22 protein-coding genes are annotated in these 25,013 nt (G+C 58.1%); 16 read left to right on the forward strand and 6 right to left on the reverse strand.

Annotated features, from left to right (window positions below; all coding sequences use genetic code 11):
• Window positions 1-601 precede the first annotated feature (601 nt).
• The 9 genes from KZO25_RS10505 to KZO25_RS10545 all read left to right on the forward strand — a co-directional run bounded on the left by KZO25_RS10505 (window position 602) and on the right by KZO25_RS10545 (window position 7,756).
• Complete coding sequence (locus KZO25_RS10505; RefSeq protein ID WP_223136922.1) at window positions 602-1,594, forward strand: hypothetical protein; 993 nt, start codon at window positions 602-604, stop codon at window positions 1,592-1,594.
• 9 nt (window positions 1,595-1,603) lie between these two features.
• On the forward strand, window positions 1,604-2,008 hold the full coding sequence (locus tag KZO25_RS10510) for a hypothetical protein (protein ID WP_223136923.1): 405 nt from the start codon (window positions 1,604-1,606) through the stop codon (window positions 2,006-2,008).
• A 2-nt stretch (window positions 2,009-2,010) separates the two neighbouring features.
• Window positions 2,011-2,358, forward strand: coding sequence for a hypothetical protein (locus tag KZO25_RS10515; protein ID WP_223136924.1), 348 nt, complete (start codon window positions 2,011-2,013; stop codon window positions 2,356-2,358).
• A 131-nt stretch (window positions 2,359-2,489) separates the two neighbouring features.
• Window positions 2,490-3,512 (forward strand): hypothetical protein, encoded by a 1,023-nt coding sequence (locus tag KZO25_RS10520; protein WP_223136925.1) that lies wholly within the window; start codon window positions 2,490-2,492, stop codon window positions 3,510-3,512.
• Complete coding sequence (locus KZO25_RS10525) at window positions 3,505-4,824, forward strand: hypothetical protein (protein ID WP_223136926.1); 1,320 nt, start codon at window positions 3,505-3,507, stop codon at window positions 4,822-4,824. The genes KZO25_RS10520 and KZO25_RS10525 overlap by 8 nt, the downstream gene beginning before the upstream one ends.
• Before the next feature lie 116 nt (window positions 4,825-4,940).
• Window positions 4,941-5,171: a hypothetical protein gene (locus KZO25_RS10530; RefSeq protein WP_223136927.1), complete on the forward strand. Its 231-nt coding sequence runs from the start codon at window positions 4,941-4,943 to the stop codon at window positions 5,169-5,171.
• 387 nt (window positions 5,172-5,558) lie between these two features.
• Window positions 5,559-6,518, forward strand: a complete 960-nt coding sequence (gene rho, locus KZO25_RS10535; protein ID WP_223136928.1) for a transcription termination factor Rho — start codon at window positions 5,559-5,561, stop codon at window positions 6,516-6,518.
• Between the two features lie 79 nt (window positions 6,519-6,597).
• Window positions 6,598-7,158, forward strand: coding sequence for a dihydrofolate reductase family protein (locus tag KZO25_RS10540; protein ID WP_223136929.1), 561 nt, complete (start codon window positions 6,598-6,600; stop codon window positions 7,156-7,158).
• Between the two features lie 112 nt (window positions 7,159-7,270).
• The gene (locus tag KZO25_RS10545) at window positions 7,271-7,756 is read left to right on the forward strand and encodes a VOC family protein (RefSeq protein ID WP_223136930.1); all 486 of its coding nucleotides are present in this window, start codon (window positions 7,271-7,273) and stop codon (window positions 7,754-7,756) included.
• 103 nt (window positions 7,757-7,859) lie between these two features.
• Here the strand turns inward: KZO25_RS10545 and nirD are convergent, their stop codons facing one another.
• From nirD to KZO25_RS10570, 5 genes are all read right to left on the reverse strand, one after another.
• Complete coding sequence (nirD, locus tag KZO25_RS10550; protein ID WP_223136931.1) at window positions 7,860-8,231, reverse strand: nitrite reductase small subunit NirD; 372 nt, start codon at window positions 8,229-8,231, stop codon at window positions 7,860-7,862.
• 148 nt (window positions 8,232-8,379) lie between these two features.
• Window positions 8,380-10,911, reverse strand: coding sequence for a nitrite reductase large subunit NirB (gene nirB / locus KZO25_RS10555; RefSeq protein WP_223136932.1), 2,532 nt, complete (start codon window positions 10,909-10,911; stop codon window positions 8,380-8,382).
• Window positions 10,908-12,224, reverse strand: a complete 1,317-nt coding sequence (locus tag KZO25_RS10560) for an NAD(P)/FAD-dependent oxidoreductase (RefSeq protein ID WP_223136933.1) — start codon at window positions 12,222-12,224, stop codon at window positions 10,908-10,910. The genes nirB and KZO25_RS10560 overlap by 4 nt, the downstream gene beginning before the upstream one ends.
• 267 nt (window positions 12,225-12,491) lie before the next feature.
• Window positions 12,492-13,529 carry a CmpA/NrtA family ABC transporter substrate-binding protein gene (locus KZO25_RS10565; protein WP_262488946.1) on the reverse strand — a complete coding sequence of 346 codons (1,038 nt, stop codon included), beginning with the start codon at window positions 13,527-13,529 and terminating at the stop codon, window positions 12,492-12,494.
• A 14-nt stretch (window positions 13,530-13,543) separates the two neighbouring features.
• Window positions 13,544-14,143: an ANTAR domain-containing response regulator gene (locus KZO25_RS10570; RefSeq protein ID WP_066447785.1), complete on the reverse strand. Its 600-nt coding sequence runs from the start codon at window positions 14,141-14,143 to the stop codon at window positions 13,544-13,546.
• 430 nt (window positions 14,144-14,573) lie between these two features.
• On the opposite strand from KZO25_RS10570, the gene KZO25_RS10575 reads away from it, so the two are divergent.
• The 7 genes from KZO25_RS10575 (at window position 14,574) to kynU (ending at window position 22,514) form a co-directional block, all read left to right on the forward strand.
• Window positions 14,574-17,357, forward strand: coding sequence for a nitrate reductase (locus KZO25_RS10575; RefSeq protein ID WP_223136934.1), 2,784 nt, complete (start codon window positions 14,574-14,576; stop codon window positions 17,355-17,357).
• Between the two features lie 79 nt (window positions 17,358-17,436).
• A complete protein-coding gene (gene cobA / locus KZO25_RS10580; RefSeq protein WP_262488947.1) occupies window positions 17,437-18,228 on the forward strand; it encodes a uroporphyrinogen-III C-methyltransferase in 792 nt (263 codons plus the stop codon).
• Window positions 18,229-18,312: 84 nt separating this feature from the next.
• On the forward strand, window positions 18,313-18,450 hold the full coding sequence (gene arfA / locus KZO25_RS10585; protein WP_223136936.1) for an alternative ribosome rescue factor ArfA: 138 nt from the start codon (window positions 18,313-18,315) through the stop codon (window positions 18,448-18,450).
• Window positions 18,451-18,512: 62 nt separating this feature from the next.
• Window positions 18,513-19,562 (forward strand): AI-2E family transporter, encoded by a 1,050-nt coding sequence (locus tag KZO25_RS10590; RefSeq protein ID WP_066447800.1) that lies wholly within the window; start codon window positions 18,513-18,515, stop codon window positions 19,560-19,562.
• A gap of 137 nt (window positions 19,563-19,699) precedes the next feature.
• A complete protein-coding gene (locus tag KZO25_RS10595) occupies window positions 19,700-20,287 on the forward strand; it encodes an NAD(P)H-dependent oxidoreductase (RefSeq protein ID WP_066447802.1) in 588 nt (195 codons plus the stop codon).
• Window positions 20,288-20,391: 104 nt separating this feature from the next.
• Window positions 20,392-21,249, forward strand: a complete 858-nt coding sequence (gene kynA / locus KZO25_RS10600; protein ID WP_066447805.1) for a tryptophan 2,3-dioxygenase — start codon at window positions 20,392-20,394, stop codon at window positions 21,247-21,249.
• Window positions 21,250-21,296: 47 nt separating this feature from the next.
• Complete coding sequence (gene kynU, locus KZO25_RS10605; protein ID WP_262488948.1) at window positions 21,297-22,514, forward strand: kynureninase; 1,218 nt, start codon at window positions 21,297-21,299, stop codon at window positions 22,512-22,514.
• Window positions 22,515-22,545: 31 nt separating this feature from the next.
• On the opposite strand, the gene KZO25_RS10610 is transcribed toward kynU, so the two are convergent.
• Window positions 22,546-24,873, reverse strand: a complete 2,328-nt coding sequence (locus KZO25_RS10610) for a putative bifunctional diguanylate cyclase/phosphodiesterase (RefSeq protein WP_223136938.1) — start codon at window positions 24,871-24,873, stop codon at window positions 22,546-22,548.
• Window positions 24,874-25,013 lie beyond the last annotated feature (140 nt).

The following is a 25,013-nucleotide window of genomic DNA, read 5'->3' on the forward strand; positions in this document are numbered from 1 at the left end:
CTTCAGGAAATGGATATGCATACAGTATTATTGGTTCCGGCAAACCGCACAAGCGCGCGAATTCTGCATAGGCGGCCGAGCTATACTTAGGATAGAGAAAAATCAATGAATTGGGAGAAAGGAAGAGCGTCAGATAATATTGTTGAACTCGCATGATGTTCATTCAATATCAGGACGTGCGGTCCAATCACTGTTAGGCGAAAAATAATTGAGAGCATATGGAAATATTCCGACCAAGGTTAACCGACCATCATGGAATACATAAGTCGCAATCTGATTTAGATTTTGCGATACAGTTTTTTGACGAAGACATTCCACTATATGTCGATCCATTTCTATTGTGGAAATCGCCATCTATGCAAGATCAATCATTGCATACAGCTATTACAAACTCGTTTAACCACCTTAATTATCTGATAAAAAAGGGCGTGAAAGCGAAGCAGTTGAAACCCTTATTAATCTATCAGAATGCCCTGAAGTTGGCCTAGGTGTTTCAAAAACACGTAAAGGGTTAAAGATAGGTCCCAAACAAGCAAGCGAAATTCTTAATCTATTCAAAGATATTCCAGAATACAGTCAGTTTGGTTTCACTCATTTTGAAATGATTCAGCTTTATATATCAGGAATATCTAAGGATCGAATAAGCGATATTTCTTGTAACTATATAAAATCGTTTCTTATTGATTTCACAATTGAACAATGTGAAATCAATGACATACCTACCGAGGGAGTTATACTAGACTCGGTATATAACTATCAAGCTAACTCATTCGATTTTAATCAAAAGCTATTTCTTCCAGTAAATCCAAAGACCAGAGAGCCGTTAATATTCACGCCAAAGCGTTGGCTTCGGTTCAACCCTTGGATTAATTTTGAAGATTACTTTAAGTCTCATTGCCCTAGAGATGAGATATTCAATCCGAACGAGCCACAAGAAAGAGTTAAAGTATTAAACTTCAACAGAGAAAATTATGGAGTCATTGAAGAATACGTAAAGTATAAAGATAGGACAGCAAAAGACTGCAAAAATGATCCGCTATTTAGTCAGATACCAGTCCTGTCAGCTAAAAGAAAATTAAACGAGCTTCTTAAGCTTAATACAGGAAAAGAGGATGGGGCTGATATGAAGTATGAGGATTTGGCAGCAGATCTCTTAGCCACATTATTCTATCCTCATCTAGACTTTGCCCAGACGCAAAGCAGAACTGAATCCGGTCGGCATATTCGTGATCTAATCTTTTATAACAATAGAGACGTTGACTTTCTTGATGAAATTTTTGTTGAGTATGAAAATCGACAACTTGTCATAGAAATGAAAAATGTTAAAAAAATTGAGCGCGATCATATAAACCAGCTTAACCGGTACCTACAATCTAATATTGGTAGATTTGGTATATTTCTAACTAGAAACCCTTTGCCTAAAGCAATGCTTACAAATACCATTGATTTATGGTCATCCCAAAGAAAGTGCATAATAGCTATCACGGATGATGATTTAAAACTAATGGTTGACGTCTATGAGAGCAAACAGCGTGCGCCAATTGAGATTCTTAAAAAGAAATATGTTGAATTCCGGCGCTCGTGCCCATCTTAAGGAAAAACAATGAATAGAGATAATGTCGATGCATTTGAGAAACTATCAGGGCAACTGCTGAGTATTTATGAAGAAGTATCCCTTCTCTCAAAAAAGAATCCAAATGACGCGGTTAACAAGTTTAAATTGAAGTTTGTAAATAGCTTAATTTCACAAAGTAATGGCTTTTTATCTGATAAATACAAACCCTTTGAAGACTTTAATGAATTTGATGAGGATGATATACCGCAAAACAGCGATGTCGTTTTTATACTTTCACAATATCTGCAATGCTTCGAGAAATTAAGGGCGGATAATGTAATTATTAAAGGTGGGTATTGGTTTTGGCGTATTGAAGGTCGTGAAGATGATAACGTTGATGATGATGGTATGGTCTTGATTCGAACAGTAAAGCCAAAGAAATTGAAGGACTGATAATGAATAGAGACAAAGAGCGTACAACCGAAGAAAAAGCTAGAACACACGATACTATGACACCTTTACTTGAGGCCATGTATTCAGAGTTCAAAGAAATTTCAAAGAAGAAACCTGGTTCAGCAGTAAGTAAAAGTAAGTTAAAGATAGTAAATCGGCTTCTAGGAAAAATCAGGATTGTATTGGCTGATGAAGAATCAATTGATTTTCTTGATGTTCTGGATGAGGACGATGTTCCCCAGGCAAGTGATGTTACATTAATTCTTTCCCAGTATGTTGCAGCCATGAAAGCGTTTCATGAAAAGCATTATGGTTGGGACGGTTCGAATCACGTATGGTTTACAGTTTGAGCAATAAATCGCCTAACAAACGCATGTTGCCGGACTGTTTTTCCGCTGCGCTCCAAAACAACCACAAATGCGGGCGTTATGTGTATTTCTTAGACAGTGAGAGGCATCCGAACGAGGTGAGATTTTAAAGCATGGCAGAAAATATAACATTTAGATCTCAGCTAGTCGGTGGTGTCGCAGAGTTTTGCCACGCCTCCGCTTTGCCAATTCTGGGAGACACTCTAAATCTTGTCGAGTTGATCGTTAAATTAGCAAGATACCAAGAGGAAGGAGTGAAGCTTTGTCCCAAGGTCTACATTACAAATAATATTGAACAGATAAGAACCTTATTGCCAGGTGGTGAGGCGCTGAAGATCGGGAGTTCGTCGCCTGATGTCGATGGTATCAAAGAGTCACTAAAAAAATGCGCACCCTTGGCGACAGAAGGCTGGCTCCTATATATACAGAATAATAGTGACAACATTGAATATGGCCTGTTCAGGGGGTCTGAAAGTCCAATTTCAGTACTTGTTGACGACGTACTAATGACGCCTGAAGAAGACTTTAAGTTAGTTAAAGTTTTTCAGGTTGCGGATGAATGTGTCGAGGTGCGATCGAATAACGGTGAATATCACTATATTTTTCTTGACCATAGAAAAGAAAATGCCAAACCGCCTCTCCATTATCTAAATGACCTTGTGTCGACAATTTGCGAATCAGTAGATCCCGAGCACAAGGAAGCTACGACTAGCTTTCTTAAGAAGCTCCTATTTGAATCTTTAAGGCAGTCGCATGGGAGCTTGATCGCAGTAACAAATATGAAAAGAGCACCAAAATTCTTATCAGATGATGGTGTAATATTAGATAAGCCAATCGATTTTCCCATTCTTATAGCGTCGTTGAAGAAAAACGATATCCCGGCTTCCTACATAGAAAGTAAAGCAAGTCTTTTAAAAGGCATGTTAAATTCGGACGGGATTCTTATTTTTGACAGCACTGCAAAGCTTCTTGGGTATAACTGCTTTGTTAAGTCAAGCAAGAAAGATAATGTGATAGGCGGCGCTAGAAAGAGAGCATTTTCCACCTTAAAGGGAAAAGTTGGAAGTGGATTGAGAGCAGCATTTATGCAATCTCAAGATGGATGGTCAGATTTTTTTGGAGGTCATAATGACTGATATCGTGCTTTGGCAAAAAGAGACAAGTGAAATTTTGCCAGCTACAGCGAAGACGCCATTGGAGATCTCTAGCTATGCGGCCCAACTCTCTAACAAAGATAGAAAGCAAATTGTTTCAGCTTTCGAGTCTAATCATTTTGAGATGGCGGTTAGCTACCTGTGGGGCAAAACAATAACAGCCTTGAAAAAGGAGTTGTCAACAGTCGGCATCACACTTATTGGTGAAATGCTAGACAGGCCTAATCTCGATGAAGATGATGATGTTGAAGATATACTAACTGCCAAGGATGCGATTAAATTAGCTGAAGAACTTGGTATAGTTACCCAAACGGATGCACTTCGGCTACGCCATACACACGAGATTATCACGCACTTCTCCCAGTTGGATATTGATGAGTCAGATTCTGAAGAAATCGACGAAACTGAAGCGCTCTCATCATTAAAAATATGTGTAAAAGCTGTTCTTGGTAGACCAAAAGTAGAGGTCGCCAAAAAGTTCGTGGAATTCAGAGAAGCCCTCGAAGGAGAGACTTTAACTCAAGAAGATCAAAGAGTTGAGATGCTAAAAAGCTCGCCGTATTTTTTCTTAAAGCTTACTGTTAGCGTTTTGATGAGTGCTGCGAAGAAAAATGTTGGTGCTAATCTTGAACATGTCCTTGCAAATATTAATGTATTGCTCCCGGTTGTATGGCCTCAGCTAAGAGAGTCAGAGAAGTGGCAGGTTGGTCACACCTATGCAGAGACCTATGCTGATGGAAAAACATCCACGGTTTCTGGGTTGAAAAGCGCGCTATCAAAGGTTCGTGGCTTTGACTATGTACCCGAGAATCTTCGTAGTGACACCTTCGTTAAGGCTGCGACTTCTGTCCTTAGAGCCCACGACGGTATGAATAATTTCTACAACGAAGCTGCTCCAGTAAAAGAGTTAGGTAAACTTGGTAGCACAATCCCCACTCCTGCTTTACCAGCTTGTATTACTGCACTTTTATCAGTGGTTCTAGGAAATACCTATGGGGTAGCGTGGTCGGCCGAACCTGAAGCGTCAAGAATTCTAAGCAAGGTGACAGACGAAAGATGGTCTTACTACATTAATAATGTTTTACCAAGCGACACGCGAATATTAGAGAAAATATTGCTCGAGAAACCACGATCAAACTGGATAAAAGTTGTCGATAAGTATGGAATTGGTGACTTGACGATAAAAAATAAATCTGTGGGTTTGCTCATCTCAGCTACACAAAATAAAAAGGATGCAAGGTTGGTTTCTTCCGCTAAAAAGCTTCTCAGCGAGTATTATGGAAAAAACACATAACCAAGCCATTCACCGGATGCCAAAACCGCCGCTTCGCTGTGGTTTTGTCACCGGTGATGGCGGGCGTTATGGCACGTGCATTCAGTGGCCACAAAGATTAACTAGGAGATAATCGTATGAAAGTAAGAAAGCTAATCGAAGAGCTTGCTCAGATCGAAGACAAATACGGCAACATTGACATTTACTGCATGTCCCAGATTGAGCCCGGAAAAGTGGGGCCAATATCTCACTTTTCTAAGATGCACAGTATGGATGATGAGATCTATATGTTGGCTGCACAGAACCCAAATTGGCCGAGCAAAACTGGTGAAAAATCTGGTGATGACCGAGGCAATAATAAGCTCTGAGAATTCGGTCATAAAAAGTGCAGGCATGGCGACGCCCACTACATTGCAACTTCGGCTCCATTCCGTGGGCGTGCATGCTGCAAGCGTTGAGGCTGTAGAAAAAGCCCGTAGCCTCCGTCGGTTTGGTAGGATCGGAAAAACAGCCTAGGAGTGGTCATCATGCCCCGCTTCAAGCTCTACAACCATGATCAAAACGCCATGGTGGTGAATCCACTACCAAAATCAGCTCCAACCCGGTACCCTTGAGCACGCAGTGCATTACCTGATCGAGCATAAACTCGACTTGTCGGTTTTCCATCCCAGGTATCGCAACGACGCGACAGGTCGGCTGGTCTATGATGCAGTTATTCTATAAATTCAGGTTATTCAAGGTGATTCATCGACATTATGGCGAGAAAAATACTAGCTTTGAAAGTGAAAAAGCAGATAGATGCCAAGCCCGCCGACGAAGTTGCAGATCAATTCCCTGAAGATTCCGAAAAACGTTTTTTAAATGGAGTCGCTATTCATCCTTCCCCACGCATTTATTTAGAGCTAGGTTCTAATCAGCGTAGTGTGCGAGCGATGGATTTAATTACACCAATTGGGATGGGGCAACGAGGGTTGATTGTTGCGCCGCCAGGCTCTGGCAAAACGACGATGTTAAAACATATCTGTCAGGCCGTGGCAGAAGCTTATCCTGACATAAAGCTGTATGCCTTGCTTATTGATGAGCGCCCTGAAGAAGTGACAGATTTTAAGCGCAGTGTTGCGGCAGAAGTACATGCATCGTCTTCAGATGAAAGCTACACACAACATGTAAGTGTGGCGGATAAGCTTCTTGAGACAGCTCGTAAGCAAGCAGGCGACGGCCATGATGTCATGATTGTGATTGATTCTCTTACGAGACTCTCGCGGGTTCATAATGCCGAGCAGCGAGGCAATGGTCGCACTATGTCGGGTGGGCTGGATACCCGAGCGTTGGAAATACCACGCAAACTGTTTGGCGCCGCGAGAAAGATTGAAAACGGCGGATCGCTCACCATTCTGGCCACCGTGCTGGTGGATACGGGAAGCCGTATGGATCAGGTGATTTTCGAGGAGTTCAAGGGCACGGGCAATATGGAAATCGTGTTATCACGGGAAGTGGCAAATCAACGGATTTTTCCTGCGATAGATATTGCCAAAAGCAGCACCCGTCGAGAAGAGATTTTGATTGATGCAAGAGATATTGAAAAAGTAAGGGCGTTGCGTAGAGCTTTGACAAATCTTAAGCCAGCAGAAGGTGCGCAGAAGTTACTTGAATTATTGGAAAAATATCCAACGAATGCCGAGCTATTAGATATTTTTCACCAGCCTAATGGTTAGAGAGAAATGTAGGTAGCCGCTGCAAGGAACTCGTCGATAAGCGACAATTTAGAGTGACACCAAACTCGGAGTAAATGGCATGGGACTTCTAACCTTCAGTCTCAACGTCACCCTGGACGGCTGCGTCGACCACGAGGAAGGCATCGCCGACGACGAGACACACGCCTTCTTCACCCGCCTCATGGATGAGAGTGGGGCGATGCTGTGGGGCCGCGTCACCTACGAGATGATGGAGGGCTACTGGCCGGCGGTCGCTCGCGGCGATGAGGAGGCGGCGCCAGTGATGCGCGAGTGGGCGGTCAAGCTGGAGGCCAAGCCGAAGTACGTGGTGTCGTCGACGCGAACGGACTTCCCGTGGACCAACAGCCACCACATCGCCGGTGACCTGTGCATGAACGTGCAGAAGCTCAAGGACGCGACCCCTGCCGGCGTGCTCCTCGGTAGCGGCAAGCTCGCGACCGAGCTGGACCGGCTGGATCTGATCGACGAGTACAAGTTCCTCGTCCACCCCAGGATCGCCGGCCACGGCCCGACCCTGTACGAGAGCGGGCTGCCCGGCACGCGACGGCTCGAGTTGATCTCGGCGAAGCCGCTCCGCAGCGGCGCGGTCGCCATGCACTACCGGCGCGAGAGCGGCTAACTCCAAACCGGCCCGTGAGCCGGGCGTTAACCACCACCCCTGTCGATTTCGATCAGCTCCGTTCGACATTAGCTTGCCACCCACAGCAATCACCCACTGAAGGGAGCTAATGATGAAGCACATGACAAAGAACACGATCTGCCTTTGGTACGATGACGCCGCTGAGGAAGCCGCGCAATTTTATGCCGAGACATTCCCTGATTCTTCGATCGACGCGGTGCATCGAGCGCCTGGGGATTACCCAGCGGGGAAGGAGGGGAGCGTATTGACGGTGGAGTTCACCGTGCTAGGCGTTGCGTGCCTCGGGCTGAACGGTGGGCCTATGTTCAAGCACAGCGAGGCGTTCTCGTTTCAGGTGGCGACCGAAGACCAGGAGGAGACGGATCGCTACTGGAACGCCATCGTCGGCAATGGCGGGGAGGAGAGCCAATGCGGGTGGTGCAAGGACAAGTGGGGCATCTCCTGGCAAATTACGCCGATCGCGCTGACGAAAGCCTTCACCAGCCCCGACCGCGCCGCCGCCAAGCGGGCATTCGATGCCATGATGACGATGCAGAAGATCGACATCGCCAAGATCGAGGCCGCCTTTCGCGGCTGAGATGAAGGTAGGCTACCGACAATTAGCCGACATTCGCGACTTACCCAAAGCCGCCGACGCTATCCCAGCGTCGGCGGCTTTTTCTTTTCCAATGGCTGAAACCTCACGCCTCGATCCACACCTCATCGCCCTTGAAGCTCACCTTCCAGCTGCGCAGTGCTACGCTGTCGTCTTCCAGGCACTGGCCGTCTTCCAGGCGGAAGTGCTGCTTGTAGATCGGCGAAGCGACGACGGGCTGGCCCTTGATATCACCGACGATGCCGCGGGCGATGACGTTGGCGTGGGAGAAGGGGTCGTGGTGGTCGATGGCGTATAGCTCCTGCTCGTACCCCGGCAAATAGAATATGGCGACTTGTGCCGGGCCTTCCGGGGTTTCCACCCAGGCGGCAATACCGGAGTAGGGCACCAGGTCGGCGCGGGTGCAGAGGGTTTGCCAGGTCTGGGTCATGGTCTTGGCCGCAATTGCTGAACTCATTTTTTTAATCTCCAGATTCGTTTCGGGAAATCGGCGAGCGGGATGAAGCGCTAGGCGCGCGGCGGACCGAAGGCGAGACATAACGTGGGGTTAGGCGAGCCTTCGGGGTGCCGCGCAACAACGCGATTCGCTCGCGCAGCGATTTCCATTAGGCCGGGCGAAGCTGGCCGCGCTCAGTGGTGTAAATAATGTCCGGGTCCGGGCGCGCGTCGTTGACGAAGCTGCGGAAGCGCTTGAGCTTCTCCGGGTCGCTGATGGCGTTGGCCCATTCGCATTCGTAGGCGTCGATGACGGTCTGCATCTGCCGGTCGAGTTCCTCACCGATGCCGAGGCTGTCCTTGAGGATCACTTCCTTGAGGTAGTCCAGCCCGCCGTCCAGGTTCTCGCGCCATACCGAGGTGCGCTGCAGGCGGTCGGCGGTGCGGATGTAGAACATCAGGAAGCGGTCGATGATGCGGTAGAGCTGTTCGTCGTCGAGGTCGGTGGCGAACAGTTCGGCGTGGCGCGGGCGCATGCCGCCGTTGCCGCACACGTACAGGTTCCAGCCGTTCTCGGTGGCGATCACGCCGATGTCCTTGCTCTGGGCTTCGGCGCACTCGCGGGTGCAGCCGGAAACGCCGAACTTGATCTTGTGCGGGGCGCGCAGGCCCTTGTAGCGGTGCTCCAGCTGGATCGCCATGCCCACGCTGTCCTGCACGCCGTAGCGGCACCAGGTGCTGCCGACGCAGGACTTCACGGTACGCAGCGACTTGCCGTAGGCGTGGCCGGTCTCGAAGCCGGCTTCGATCAGCTCGCCCCAGATCGCCGGCAGGTCTTCCAGGCGGGCGCCGAACAGGTCGATGCGCTGGCCGCCGGTCACCTTGGTGTAGAGCGCGTACTTCTGCGCCACCTGGCCCAGCACCACCAGCTTGTCGGGGGTGATCTCGCCGCCCGGCACGCGGGGAACGACGGAGTAGGTGCCGTTCTTCTGCATGTTGGCCATGAAGGTGTCGTTGGTGTCCTGCAGCGGGATGTGGGCCGCGTCGGTGATCGGCTCGTTGAAGCAGGAGGCGAGGATCGAGGCTACCGCCGGTTTGCAGATATCGCAGCCGAGCCTATGAGACTCCGCAGAGCCATGCTTTTCCATCAGCTCGCTGAAGGTCTTGATGCCCTCGACGCGGACGATGTCGTAGAGCTCCTGGCGGGTGTGGGCGAAGTGTTCGCAGATCGACTTGTCGACCTCCACGCCGCGGGCTTCCAGCTCGTGATCGACCACGCTCTTGAGCAGGGCAGCACAGCCGCCGCAGCCGGTGCTGGCCTTGGTTTCACCCTTCACCGCGCCCAGGTCGACGGCGCCGGCATCCAGCGTCGCGCAGATGTCGCCCTTGGTCACGTTATGACACGAGCAGATCATGGCCGTTTCCGGCAGGGCGTCGGGGCCCAGGGTGGGCGCGCCTTCGCTCGAGGGCAGGATCAGCGCGGCGGGGTCCTCGGGCAGGTCCATGCGGTTGGCGTAGTACTGCAGCAGGGTGTCGTAGTAGCTGTTGTCGCCCACCAGCATGGCGCCGACCAGGCGCTTGCCGTCGCTGGAGACCACCAGCTTGCGATACTGCTGCTTGATCGGATCCAGGAAGCGGAACATGCGTGCGCCGGGGGTGCGGTCGCCGTGGGCGTCGCCGATGGAGCCCACGTCCACGCCCATCAGCTTGAGCTTGGTGCTCATGTCGGCGCCCTTGAAGCTGCCGTCCTGGCTGCCGCTGGCCGTGGCGAGCAGGGTGGCGGCGGCGGCCTTGGCCATCTGGTAGCCGGGGGCCACCAGGCCGAAGATGCTGTTGTTCCACAGCGCCACCTCACCCACGGCGAGAATGGCCGGGTCGTTGGTCAGGCAGCGGTCGTCGATCACCACGCCGCCGCGCTCGCCGATCTCCAGGCCGCAGTCCCGGGCCAGGTCGTCGCGGGGGCGAATGCCGGCGGAGAACACGATCAGGTCGGTCTCCAGCACCTTGTCGTCCTGGAACACCATGCGGTGGCGGCTGGCCTCGCCGTCGACGATCTCCTGGGTGGCGCGGCCGGTCAGCACCTGCACGCCTAGCGACTCGATCTTCTCGCGCAGCAGCTCGCCGCCTTCGCTGTCGACCTGCATCGGCATCAGCCGGGGGGCGAACTCGACCACGGCGGTGTCCAGGTTGAGGCCGCGCAGGGCGTTGGCGGCTTCCAGGCCGAGCAGGCCGCCGCCCACCACCACGCCGGTATTGGCGGTTTCGGCCATGGCGCGAATGGCGTCGAGATCCTCCAGGGTACGGTAGACCAGGCAGCCTTCCCGGTCGTTGCCGGGGATCGGCGGCACGAAGGGATAGGAGCCGGTGGCCAGCACCAGGCGGTCGTAGGCGTAGCGGCCCTGGGGTGTCGTCACCTCGCTCTTGTCGCGGTCGATGGCGGTGACCGCCTCGTGCAAGCGAAGAGCAATGCCGTGCTCGGCGTAGTACTCGGCGGTGGAGAGGGCCAGCGAGTCGGCGTCGCGGCCGCTGAAATACTCGGAGAGGTGAACCCGGTCGTAGGCCAGGTGGCGCTCTTCGCCGAACACGGTGATTTCGTAGTGCTCGGTGGCGCCATGTTCGACCAGTTGCTCGACCAGGTGGTGGCCGACCATGCCGTTACCGATGACGATCAACTGGGATTTGGTGGCGTTAGGCGTGTTCATGCGGCCTCCTTGACGGGGCGTTCCGGAGAGTCTGGATTGGCGTGTTCGTGAAGCAGGGCGTCGGCATCGGCGGCGCCCAGCAGCAGGGCCTGACGGCAGGGGCCGAGGTCGGTGCCGGCCAGCGAGTGTTCGAAGTACCAGGGCCCCATGGCGGTATCGCCGTAGAGAACGGCACCGACGATGCGCCCGTCGCACAGCAGCAGGCGGCGATAGTCGCCCTGCAGCGGGTCGCGGTAAGTGAGCACGTCGTGGTCGGGTTCCGCCTCGGTGGGGCCGAAGGCGTAGAGCGATACGCCGCTCACCTTGAGCTTGGTGGCACAGGGCGTCTCCACGTAGCCTGCCGTCGGCTCGCCGGCCAGATGCGCGGCCAGGACCTCGACCTGCTTCCAGATGGGTTCCACCAGGCCGAAGGTATTGCCCTGGAATTCGCAGCATTCGCCCAGGGCGTGGATGGCCGGGTCGGAGGTGGTGAGGGTCTCGTCGACGACGATGGCGCGGTTGACCTCGAGCCGGGCCGCCTGGCCCAGCTCCTTGTTGGGCGTGATGCCAATGGCCACCACCACGCACTCGGCCGGGAGCCACTGTCCGTCGCTCAGCATGGCGCCGGTGACATGGCCCTGGTCGTCTCCGGTCAGGTGGTCCAGGCCGGCATCGGTATGGATGTCGAGGCCGCGGCTGCAGAGCTCGGCTTCGAGCAACCGGGCGGCGGTGATGTCCAGCTGACGGTTCATCAGCCGGTCGTCACGCTGGATCAGGCTCACGTTCATGCCGCGCTTGGCTTGGCCCTGTTTCCGCAGGCCTTCGGCGGCTTCCAGGCCCAGCAGGCCGCCGCCGATCACCACGGCACTGCCGCCGGCTTGCGCGGCACGTGTCAGGGCGTCGGCATCGTTCAGGTCGCGAAAGACGTGGACGCCGGCTAGTTCCAGCCCGGGAATGGGCGGCATCGCCGGGCGTGAGCCGGTGGCCAGCACCAGGCGGTCATAGTCGAGGGTGCGACCGGCGTCGGTGGTCAGGCGGCGCGATTGGCGGTCGATGTTGGTGACCCGCTCACCGAGAACCAGGTCGATCCGCTGTTCGGCATACCAGTCGGCATCGCGCAGCGTCAGCGCGTCGCGCTCCATCTCGCCGGCCAGTAGCGGCGAGAGCAGGATACGGTTGTAGGCTGGCTGCGGCTCCTCGCCGATCACGGTGATACGCAGTGACAGGGCCGGCCGCTTGGCCAGGGCTTCAACCAGCCGGTGGCCAGCCATCCCGTTGCCGATGATCACGAGATGCTCGAGCGTGACCGACTGGAGTGCGGACTGTGGGTGCATGTAGTGACACCTCCGAAGCGGGTAAGAAAGCAGCGGCACAAAAAGAAGACGCTCCATCACGACCCCGCCTGGGGTGTGCTGGAGCGTCTTCGCCCGTTGCTACTGTTCGAGAGCGACCGCCATTGATCGCGTAGTTGATGAGTACCAATCAAGAAGCTGGCCAAGATTCTCTTGATGTCAGTTTTATTGTTTTATTTCATACTCTTGGGAATGCCTTTCCAGAAGGGGTGTCCGGCGCTCAGCCGTTTCAGGTCGGCCGCCTGCACGTCACTGGTGCATGGCAGCATCGAAATGCACAGGGGCGTAGCACTCGTGGAGCGTCGGGATGTCCAGGGCACGATCCAGGTGACGCAGGGAGCGGTCCAGCTGTTCGGCAATCCGACCTATGGCGTCCACGTCGGGGCGCAGGATCCCGGGGCCGAACAGCCGCTGGTGAATCGGAGTGACGTCCAGGGGCAGGGTGTCGAGATGGCTCACCGAGCGGTCCAGGTAGGGCGGCAGGGCGAGCCACTCCAGCGCCTGGTGGCGGTTGTCGGGAGAGTCGGCGAGCCAGTCGCTGGCCGCCACCAGCGCCCGGGTCAGGGCGGCAAGCGTGGCGGGGTAGTGGTGAGCCCAGGATCGGGTCACGCCCAATACCTTCTCGGGGTGGTCGGGCCATAGCTGTACACCGCTGGCCACGAGCTGGCCGACACCCTGGTGCGCGGCCAGGCTGCCCCAGGGTTCGCCGGCGCAGAAGCCGTCGATCTGGCCTTCGCTGAGGGCCGCCACCATGCGCGGGGGCGGCAGGACGATCAGTTCCACGTCGCGGTCGGGATCGATGCCGCCCAGACTCAGCCACTCCCGCAGCAGGTAGTGCTGGCACGAGAAGGGGTAGACCATGGCCAGCCGCGGGCGATGAGGGCCGCTGTGCTGACCGAGCCAGGCGCCGACGGCGCGTGCGCTGTCGGCCGGGTCGCTGCCCAGGGCGGCACCGCTCTGCTGGCAGAGGGATTCCGACAGCACGATGGCATTGCCGTTGCGGCTCAGGGTGATCGGCGCCAGGGCGTCGCAGGGCGCCCGCTCCAGCCCGAGACTCATGGCCAGCGGCATGGGCGAGAGCATCTGGGCGCCATCGAGCAGCCCGGCGGCCACCTTGTCGCGCAGGGTCGACCAGGCGTTCTCCCGTGACAGCGATACCTCGACCCCCTGTTCGGAAAAGAAGCCCCGTTCACGGGCGATGACCAGCAGGGCGGCATCCAGCAGCGGCACGAAGCCCAGGGTCAGGTGATTCAGCTCGGGTGTGGTGTGCATGTCCTGCGGATTCATGAATAGACCTCTGTTCAGTCAGGCGAGCGCGTGTTCAGGCGTTCCAGGATATCGATGACGCTGTCGGCCACCTCGGCAATACGCTGGCTGCGGTCCATGGCGAGCTTGCGCAGCATGCGATAGGCCTGCTCCTCGTCGCAGTCCTGATGCTTCATCAACAGCCCCTTGGCGCGTTCGATGCGCTTGCGCTCGGTGAGCTGGTTGCGGGTCTTCTCCAGTTCGCGGCGCATGGACTGGAAGGCATCGAAGCGGGCAATCGCCACCTCGATGATCGCCTTGACCCGGCCGGGAATCAGGCCGTCGACCACGTAGGCGCTGACGCCGACCTTGAGGGCGGCCTGGAGGATGTCCGGGTCGTGCTGGTCGGCGAAGAAGACCACCGGGCGCGGGTTCTCGCGGTTGAGCAGCGCCATGCTGTCCAGGGTGTCGCGGTCGGGGGATTCCATGTCGATGATCACCACGTCGGGCTGGTGCCGGGCGACCATCTCGTTGAGGCTGGCTGGGCTTGTCAGGCGGCAGACCACACGGTGTCCATCGGCGACCAGGGCCTCCTCGACCATGGCCGCGCGCACGACTTCATCATCAACCAGCAGCACATTCAGCGGTGGGGGCATGGCAGTCTCGCTAGTCACGTTGCATCTCTACGCTGCGATGCAAGATACATTCCAGATATTGCAACTCCGCGGCACGCCAAGTCCTGCGGGCCGGGTCTTGACGGCCTGGCGGTGTGTCTTGCGATTATCCGGCCCGATGCGCGGCGTTTCGGCACTACCGTGGTGCAGCATGGCAGTTGGGGTGAGAGATCCTGGGGCAGTGGCTCGATGTCAGGAACGATAGAAGGCCATCAGGGAGCCGGAATACTGGCAGATGCCGTTCGCCTGGCACAAAGATTGCTTCATCCTGTATAGAAAATGCTCAACGCTGGGCAAAGCAGCAAGAGGCGCCCACCGCGCTTCATCGGCAACGACGCCCACCCGCCGTCTCTTCTAAAGAGTCGGCGGGTGGGCGTTTGCATTTTGCGAACATGCGTTACAGGAGATCGTCATGCACCAGGCTCTAACCACTTGCCCCTACTGCGGTGTTGGCTGCGGCGTGCAGGCGGAAGTCGACGGCGAGCGCATCATCGGCGTCAGCGGTGACAGCACGCATCCGGCGAATTTCGGGCGGCTCTGCGTCAAGGGTTCGGCGCTGCACGAGACCCTGGGTGAGCATGGCCGGCTGACGCGTCCCCGGGTCGACGGCGTGGAGGTGGACTGGGACACGGCACTGGATGCCGTGGCCGACAGGCTTCAGGCCACACGCCGCGACCATGGCTACCATGCCGTGGCGGCCTACCTCTCGGGTCAGCTGCTCACCGAGGACTATTACGTCGCCAACAAGCTGTTCAAGGGCTTCCTGGGGACGCCGCACCTGGACACCAACTCGCGGCTCTGCATGGCCTCGGCGGTGGCGGCCTACAAGCGCGCCTTCGGCGCCGACGCCGTGCCCTGCAACTACGAGGACCTGGAGGAGGCGGAGCTGGTGGTACTGGTGGGATCGAACCTGGCCTGGAACCATCCGGTGCTGTATCAGCGCATCAAGGCGGCCAAGCAGATCAATCCGCTGATGCGTGTCGTGGTGATCGACCCCAGGGTCACTGACAGCTGCGAGATCGCCGACCTCTATCTCGGCCTCGCTCCCGGCAGCGATGCGCGGCTGTTCAATGGCCTGCTGGCCTGGATGGACGACCGTTCCAAGCTGGACCGGGTCTACCTGGACAACCATACCCAGGGCATGGAGGAGGCCCTGGCGGCGGCCCGCGAGGACGACACCTCGCTGGAGGCCATTGCCGCCGACTGCGATGTGGACCCGGAGCGGCTGGAAACCTTCTTCTACTGGTTCTCAAGCCACCTCCACGTGGTGACGCTCTACTCCCAGGGCGTCAACCAGTCCTCCAGCGGCACCGACAAGTGCAACGCCATCATCAATTGCCATCTGGCCGGCGGCAAGATCGGCCTGCCGGGGGCGGGGCCCTTCTCGATTACCGGCCAGCCCAACGCCATGGGCGGCCGCGAAGTGGGCGGGTTGGCCAACCAGCTGGCGGCGCACATGGACTACCACACGCCGGACGCCCTCGAACGGGTCACACGCTTCTGGACGACAGAATCGCTGGAGCCCACCCTGCCCGACGCGCCAGGCCACAAGGCGGTGGAGCTGTTCGAGGCCATCGAGCGGGGCGAGGTTCAGGCGGTGTGGATCATGGCCACCAACCCGGTGGTGAGCCTGCCGGATGCCAACCGCGTGCGTGCGGCACTGGCCAAGTGCCCGCTGGTGATCGTCTCCGAATGCATGGCCGACACCGATTTGCTCCCCTTTGCCGATATCGTGCTGCCGGCCTCGAGCTGGTCCGAGAAGGATGGCACCGTGACCAACTCCGAGCGGCGTATCTCCCGCCAGCGCGGGCTGCTGCCGCCACCGGGAGAGGCCCGTCACGACTGGTGGATCATCGGCGAGGTGGCCAGGCGACTCGGTTTCGGCGAAGCCTTTGCCTATGAACACCCCAGCGAGATCTTCGACGAGCATGCCCGGCTCTCCGGCTTCGAGAATGGTGAAGGCCCCGGCGAGGGCCGCCGGCTGTTCGATATCTCCGGCCTGACCGGGCTCGACCGCGACGCCTATGATGCCCTGGCGCCGATCCAGTGGCCGGTGACGCGGGGTGCGCCGAGCGGCACGGCGAGGCTGTTCGAGGATGGGCGCTTTGCCACCCCGGATGGCAAGGCGCGACTGATTGCGGTACACCCACGGGGGCCAGAGCAGGCCCTGAGCGAGGCTCGTCCGCTGAGGCTCAATACCGGCAGGGTGCGCGATCAGTGGCACACCATGACCCGCACCGGCCGTGCGCCACGGCTGATGAACCACCGCAGCGAACCCTTCATCGAGCTCCATCCCGACGATGCGCACCACTACGGTATCGATGACAAGGCGCTGGCGCGGCTGGAGGGAGCGGGTGGGGACTATGTGGGGCGCGTGCGGGTATCCAAGGCGCAGCGGCGTGGCGAAGTGTTCGTGCCCATGCACTGGACCGGCCGGTTCAGCGGCGCCGCCCGCATGGGCAGCCTGCTGGCGCCCCATTGCGATCCTGTTTCCGGTCAGCCGGAATCGAAGCACGGGGCCGTGTCGATAGCGCCGCTGGCGCCGAGCTGGCAAGCTACGCTGATAGTAGCCGACGACCTGACGCTGGATGCGGCATGGTGCGACAGCTCGCGCTACTGGGCTCGTATACCGCTATCCGACTGTCAGCGCTGGCAGTTGGCAGGCGGCAAGAGCGGTAATGACATGCCCGACTGGCAGGCCTGGCTGGCCGAGCATCTACCGGTGGCGCCGACGCTGTGGTGCGAGGACCCGGGCGATGGTCGCCTGCGTGCGGCGGGCATCGCCGATGGCAAGCTGCGCTGGTGGTTGATGGTAGGCCCCCCCGGCGAGCTGCCCGGCATTGCCTGGCTCGATGAGCGTTTCCAGGAGGCCGCGCGGGGTGAACGCCTGGATGCGGCGCGGCAGCGGCGGCTGCTGGCCGGCTGTGACGATGGTGCCGCCGACAGCGGACCTGTCGTGTGCAGTTGCCATCAGGTGGGCCAGAGTACCATTCGCCATGCCATTCGCAGTGGTGACGACAGCGTCGAGGCGCTGGGTGCCCGATTGGCCTGCGGCACCCAGTGTGGCAGTTGCATTCCCGAGTTGAAGTCCCTGATTGAAGAAGCAAGAGCGGAAGGAAATGCCCAAGAAGGTGCCGACGAGGAGAGGGCCCATGCGAGCGCTGAGCCGAAGTCTGAAAACGTTACTATCGCGTGATGCCTTGAACGCGGGTTTGGCACGCTTTGGCCTCGGTCGCTCTTTCCGCTGCCTGGGAGACGCCAGGGAGTGTGGCAGCATGCCCTCCCTGGCGCTGCGCGGCGGTTGCCAGCCGGGGCGTGTCTACCTGGTGGGTGCCGGGAGCGGCGACGTGGAGCTATTGACGCTGAAGGCCGCCCGTCTGCTGCAGCAGGCCGACGCCATCGTCTACGACCGCCTGATCGGCGATGAGGTACTGTCGCTGATTCCCCCCGGACGAGAACGCTACTATGTGGGCAAGGCGCGGGGTCATCACAGCGTGCCTCAGGCCGAGATCGGTGAGCTGATGGTCAAGCTGGCGGGGCAGGATAAGTCGGTGGTACGCCTGAAAGGCGGCGACCCCGGCATCTTCGGGCGCATGGGTGAAGAGCTTGCCGCCCTGGCCGAGGCCAATGTGCCCGCCGAGATCGTACCCGGTATCACGGCGGCGTCGGCCGCCGCCGCCGGCATGGGTATCCCGCTGACCGATCGCGGCCACGCCCAGCAGGTGCGCTTCATCACCGCCCAACTGTGCCGCGAGGGTGGCGAGCCCGACTGGGGCGATCTGGCCCGGCGGGACGAGACCCTTATCTTCTATATGGGCCTCTCCAAGGTGGAAACCATCTGTTCCGGTTTGCGCCTGGCAGGGCTGCCCGATAACTGGCCGATCATGCTGGTCGCCAACGCCAGCCATGCCGACCAGCAGGCGCTCACCGGCACCTTGGCGGATATGCCGGCGAAACTGGCGGCGCAGCCCTTGCCTTCGCCCTGCCTGATCGTGGTTGGCAGCGTGGTGAGCCTGGTCGCCAGCAGCCCCGCGGCGGCAAAGTCGCTGAACGAAACATCCTCCTGATCTGCTAGTCTCAGGGGTGTGCCATGCTTGATCGGGCCACGCTTGGTCTGGTCAGGCGGGCGTGCCACTCAACCGGAGATGATGATGAAGAAAGTCAGGATTCGTGACAACGCGCTGAAGGCACAGCTGCGTACGCCGATGTTCCGCACGCAACAGCAGAAGCCCAAGAAGGGCAAGGGGAGCTACTCCCGCAAGGGGCGGGAGTATCGCCAAGCGGCTTGAGCGGCTGTTTCGCGATACTTCCATCAGGGCAGGATGCCTGACACCTACAGCAGGGAGCTGACATGGATGATGGGCTGGGTAATCTCTCACTGTTTACGCGCAGGGTACTGATCGCGGTGGGGCTGGTCGCTCTGGTGGCGATCCTGCTTTACTTTGCTGGTCAACTGATCGATGTTTTGCTGCTGGTGTTCGCCGGCATACTCGTGGCGGTTTCCATCGATGGTGTCTCCCAGCTTGTGGCTCGCTACCTGCCGCTGTCGCGCTTCTGGACGCTTTCCCTCGCCTTTGTCCTGATCCTGCTTCTGTCCGTGGTGCTAGGTTTTGTGATTGGGCCCCCCATGAAGGAGCAGCTGCCGCAGCTGATTCAGCAGCTACCGGAGGCGCTGCAGGAGCTGGCGGTCACGCTATTGGAGCTGCCGGGTATCGAAGCGGCGCTCAAGGAAGTGGAGGAGCCGGGACAGCTCATCAATCCGCTGCTGGAGCAGTTCACCGCGCTCTTCACTTCCACTTTCGGTGCCATCGCCAGCTTCTTCCTGATCCTGTTGATCGGTTTCTACCTGGTGCTGAGCCCTTCCATGTACCTGGGCAACATGCTGCTGCTGTTTCCACCGGCCCGTCGCGGGCGCTGGCGGGAAGTCCTCGCCATCCAGGGCAGGGCCCTGCGCCTGTGGCTGCTGAGCCGTCTTATCTCCATGCTCTTCGTCGGCATCTCTATCAGTATTGGCTTGTATTTCATGGACGTGCCCATGGCCGGCGCCTTGGGCCTGATTGCCGGCCTGCTCACCTTCATTCCCTATCTGGGGCCGATACTGGGCATGATCCCCACCGTGCTGATCGCTTTTCTGACGTCACCCGAGCTGGCGCTCTATGCCATCATTCTCTATTTCATCGTGGAAACGCTGGAGTCGAACGTGGTCATGCCCATTGCCGCCAAGGGAGTGGTACGGCTGCCGCCGGCCTATACCGTCATCGTGCAGCTCGCCGGCGCGGCGGTTGCCGGCCTGGCCGGCGTTATACTGGCAACGCCACTCGCCGTGGTAGCGGTGGTTGCCATCCAGATGCTTTATATCGAGGATGTGCTGGGCGATAAAGTCGACGTGCTAGGAAAATGATCGAACGCGTTGATGGCTTTGATGCGGTATCCCCCCAGGTAAAGCCTTATGCTTGACGGCGGTCGGCGTGAAGGGCCGGTTTGTAAGTAGTGTGGAATGGTCACGACCTTGCAAATCACCGGGGGGCAACCGCTGCAATGACAACGCGTATCCTGATTCTCCAGGGGCATCCCGATGCCGGTGGAGCTCATCTTTGCCACTCTCTGGCCGAGCACTACCGTGCAGGTGCGGAATCCCATGGACATGAGGTACGGGTGGTCGATATCGGCGAACTCGACTTTCCCTTGCTGCGTAGCCAGAAGGCATGGAAGGAGGAGCCACTCCCGGCTGCCTTGCAGGAGGCACAGGATGCCATTGCCTGGTGTCGGCATCTGGTGCTGTTTTTCCCGCTTTGGCTCGCTGACATGCCTGCGCTTGTGAAAGCCTTCCTTGAACAGGTTATGCGCCCTGGCTTCGCCTTCGAGTACGTGGAGGGCAATCCGCTGGGAAAGAAACGGTTGTCTGGCCGATCGGTGCGGCTGGTTGTCACCATGGGCATGCCTGCACTGGTCTATCGACATATCTACCGTGCGCATAGCATCAAGTCATTGGAGCGCAATGTGCTCGGTTTCGTTGGCTTCTCCCCGGTTCACGAAACCCTGATCGGCAGAGTTGAGTCGATGAGTGAACAGGGGCGTGCGAAATGGTTTCGCAAGATGCATGAGTATGGCGCCGACGCGGAGTAGGGTGATAGCCGGCATCGAATTTTTGGGCACTGGCGGTCTGCGTGGACTGGCAATACCATGGGGGGACAGCCAATACCGCAGCGTGAGCAGGGAGTGCCCGAAGTATGGCAAATCGAGATGCCCGTTCGCCGGAAGGCCGGACGGTGGAGTTGGACGGTGAAGGGGTCCACTGGGACCAGGACATCAGTTATGGGCAGTACCTGCAGTTGGAGCCGCTGCTCGCCTGCCAGCAGCGGCGTTCCGATCAGCACGATGAGATGTTGTTCATCGTCATCCATCAGGTTTCCGAATTGTGGCTCAAGCAGTGTCTGCATGAAGCCCATGCCGCAGCGGCGCACATTGCTGAAGAGAAGCTCGCGCCCGCTTTCAAGATGCTATCGCGGGTCGCTCGCATCCAGGAACAGATGATTCATGCCTGGGAGGTGCTGGTCACCATGACGCCGGCGGACTATGCCAGCTTTCGCGACAGCCTGGGCCAGAGTTCGGGGTTTCAGTCCTATCAGTACCGGGAACTGGAGTTCCTGCTCGGTAACAAGAATCCCAGGCTGGTCGAAGTCCACCGCGGTCATCCGCAGCATTACCGGCGGCTGAACGAGGTTCTCACTGCGCCTAGCCTCTACGACATCAGCCTGCAGCTGTTGGAGCGTCGTGGTTTCTCACTTCCCCGCGGCTGCATCGACCGCGACTGGTCGCAGCCCTACCAACCCTGTGATGCGGTGGAGCAGGCCTGGGCCAGGATCTATCGCGAGCCGGAAGCACATTGGGATCTCTATGAGCTGGCCGAGAAGCTCGTCGATACCGAGTACAATTTTCACAAGTGGCGCTTCAGCCATATGAAGACGGTGGAGCGTATCATCGGCTACAAGCCTGGCACCGGCGGCACGGGCGGTGTCTCTTTCCTGGTCAAGGCCCTGGACCTGCAGTTCTTCCCCGAACTGTGGTCGGTGAGGACCAGCATGTGAGGAGCCTCGAGCCCATGGAACCGGCAACACCAACAAGTCGAGCTGACATGATATGGCTCGATCGCGACGACCCCCTGGCCGACTATCGTGACCGCTTCGTACTGGAAGAGGGTCTGATCTATCTCAACGGCAACTCCCTTGGTGCCCTGCCCCGGGAGGCCCGAAACAGGGCGGCCGAGGTGGTGGAGCAGGAGTGGGGCCAGGGCTTGATTCGCAGCTGGAATCGCCACGACTGGGTGTCGTTGCCCACGCGAGTTGGCGACAAGGTGGCTGGGCTGATCGGTGCCGCGCCCGGTGAGGTCGTGGTGGCCGACTCCACCTCGGTCAATCTCTTCAAGTTGGCGGCGGCGGCGATCCGCATGCGCCCGGGGCGAGGCAAGATCGTCTCCGAGCCGGGGAATTTTCCAACGGACCTGTACATGCTTCAGGGACTTGAAGGGTTCCTGCAGGGCGAGGTGCGGCTGGAAACGGCGCCCAGGGAGGTGCTGGCATCCCACATTGACGAGGACACCGCCCTGGTGGTGCTCACCCATGTGCACTACAAGTCCGGCGAGCTGTTCGACATGGCCGCCATCACCGCCCGGGCCCATGAGGTCGGCGCCCTGATGCTATGGGATCTCAGCCACAGCGCCGGGGCGGTGCCTGTGGATCTGAATGGCGTGGGAGCGGATTTTGCCGTGGGCTGTGGCTACAAGTACCTCAACGGTGGCCCGGGGGCACCCGGCTACCTGTTCGTGGCGCGTCGTCACCTGAATGATTTCCACCAGCCGCTCAGCGGCTGGTTTGGACATGCAGAGCCCTTCGCCATGCGTGACGACTACCAGCCAGCCGATTCGATCAAGCGGGGCCTGTGCGGCACGCCTGGCGTTCTCGGCACGGCGGTGATGGAGGTGGGTGTCGAACTGCAGGCATCGGCCGACATGTCGAAGGTACGGGCCAAGTCCCGGCGCCTCGGTGAGCTGTTCATCCAGCTGGTCGAGGCCCACTGCGAGGGCATGGGCTTTGCGCTGGCCTCTCCTCGCGACGCCGAGCGACGGGGCAGCCAGGTATCGTTCACCCATCAGCACGCCTACCCGATCATGCAGGCGTTGATCGCCCGCAATATCATCGGCGACTTCAGGGCTCCGGATATCCTGCGTTTCGGCTTCGCGCCGCTCTATGTCCGCCATGTGGATATCTGGGACACCGTTCAGGCCTTGGCGGACATCATGGCCACGGGCGAGTGGGATGCGCCACAGTACAAGCAGCGCAGTGCGGTGACCTGAGCCTTACTGGTCGCTGTGGGGGGTGCGGTGCTCATGACGTTTCGGCTAGCAGCGCCTTGAAACGGCAGGGCCGATGCACGCCGTAGCCCTGTGCATAATGCACTCCCATCTCGCGCAATAGCTCCAGGGCCTCGTCGGTCTCGACGAATTCAGCGACGATGATCTTGTTCAGGGTCTGGCCGATTTGATTGATGGCCCGCACCATGGCCAGGTCGGTTTCGTCGTTGGCGATGTCGCGCACGAAGAGCCCATCGATCTTGAGACAGTCCACCGGCAGGCATCTCAGGTAGCCGAAGGAAGAGAGGCCGGCTCCGAAATCATCCAGTGCAAAGGTGCATCCGCGCTTGCTCAGCTTTTCCATGAAAGTCGTGACATCGTGCAGATTCCTCACCGCGGCTGTCTCGGTGATCTCGAAGCAGAGCTTGCTTGGCGGCAGTGCATAGTGATCCAGGGTCTCCACCACGAAGTCGTGGAAATCGGCGTGATCGAAAGAGCGCCCGGAAAGGTTGATATGGCAGACCTCGAGGCGGGCCAGGTGTTGTGGGTGGGCAGCCAGCTGTTGGCAGACGTGCTCGATGACCCAGCGGTCGATCTGGTGCGCCGCTCCGAAGCGTTCTGCTGCCGGCAGGAAATCCCCGGGCGGTATGACCGCGCCGTTTTCGTCGATCAGCCTGACCAGGACTTCATAGCGCAGGCTGTCGGGGCGAGCCAGACACACCAGGCGCTGTGCGTCGAGGAAGATGCGCTGCTCGGCCAGGGCGCTGCGGATACGACCAAGCCACTCCATCTCTCCACGCTGCTCTGCCAGTTGACGATCGTTCTCCTGCAGCAAATGCACGCGGTTGCGTCCCTGCTCCTTGGCCAGATAGCAGGCGATGTCAGCCGTACGTAGCAGGCTGCCGGTATCGCTGCTGGAGGCGGTGATCGGGACCACACCGATACTACAGCCGGGCATGTAGAGAGTCCCTTCCCAGGAGAAGGGGGTATCGCTCACGATGGCGCGAAGTTTCTCGGTGACCTGGCAGGCTTTCTCGACATCGCAGTTCTCGAGAATGACGGCAAATTCATCCCCACCGAGCCGGGCGAGCAGGTCGCCTTCTCGCAGGTGGCTATGGAGCAGGTCGGCGGTCTGGCGCAGCAGCTGGTCTCCGGCCACGTGCCCCGAAGTGTCGTTGACGATCTTGAACTGATCGAGGTCGACTAAACAAAGCGCGTGAGTCGAGTCCTCGGTGCGTGCTTGCCTCAGCGCTTCGGCAAGGCTGCGTTCGAAACTGCGCCGGTTTGGCAGGCCGGTGAGAACGTCGTGGGTCGCTTGATAGTCGAGCTCGACAGAGAGGCGGCGGGACTCTGAGACGTCCTCGATGATCACCACGTAAAGAGGAGCGCGGCGAGTATCGTCGAGCATTCGGGAGGCGGTCAGCTTGACCCACACTGTGTCTCCCGCGCGACAGAGGAAACGCTGCTCGAGGGTGTAGCTGTTGATGGTTCCTGCGAGCATATCGGCTCTTTGCTGACGACCGATATCCCAATCCTCGGGATAGACGAGATCCCGGTAGCGCATGCCCAGGAGTGCCTCTTTGGGATAGTGCAGAATTCCGCACAGGGCCTGGTTGACATCGATCAGGTAGCCCTTGTCATCTACCTGGGCCATGCCCACCGCAGCCTGCTCGAAGGTGACCCGGAACTTGTGTTCAGCGGCCGTGATGACACGGCTCAGGTGCCATCCCAACAGGCCGGCGATCAAGCACATCACCAGCAGAAATGCGACGCTCAAGAGGGATAGTACCCGCCTCATTTCGCGGGACGCATCGGTCATTGCGCGGCGGAAGTCCTCAGTGAGGGGAGTCAGGCCGCGATTGACTTCCTGCAGGCGTGTCCGCAGTCGCGAAATTTCCGCCATCGAGGGGGCGCCAGACTGCCATTCATCCGCCAGTTGGTCAGTGAGGGAGACAAGCTCGAGAAGGTACGTGTCGCTTTCCCGCCAGATATGCACCGCCTCATGGAAAAGGGGGTACTCGGCGAAGAGTCGGTACAGCCAGATCATGCGGCCGATATCATCGGGATGATTCAGCCCCCGCAGCAAACCATCCCTTGCGGCAGGGAGATCCACCGGCGTGGCATCCAGGGCGCGACGTGCGTCGAGCCCCCCCAGAGGAACGGCAAGCCAGTCCCGGGAGCGCTGCAGCGCATCGGGATGCCCGGTTTCCGCGTAGGTGTCGAGGTTATAGACGGCAGCCAGTTGCGCTCTGGACCAGGCGCTTTGACCACCAATGTATGCGGCTATGGCCGACTGGATTTGGACCACGGCGACACTGAAGCCGGCAGCCAGCGCTGCCACAAGCAACAGTGCGAGGGTCAAGCCAACCGCTTTTCCTCGGTATGTCTTGCTACGGGGGGCTTTCGTCCATGCTTGCATTGCCGGCTCTCTGTTCAGATATCTCTTACAGTAGCAATCTTGTTCTTGAGCGGGATGCCTCCGCTCAACGGTTTCGCCTCCAT

This window comes from Halomonas sp. ANAO-440 (genome assembly GCF_019915905.1).
In the GTDB taxonomy this organism is placed as follows: domain Bacteria; phylum Pseudomonadota; class Gammaproteobacteria; order Pseudomonadales; family Halomonadaceae; genus Halomonas; species Halomonas chromatireducens.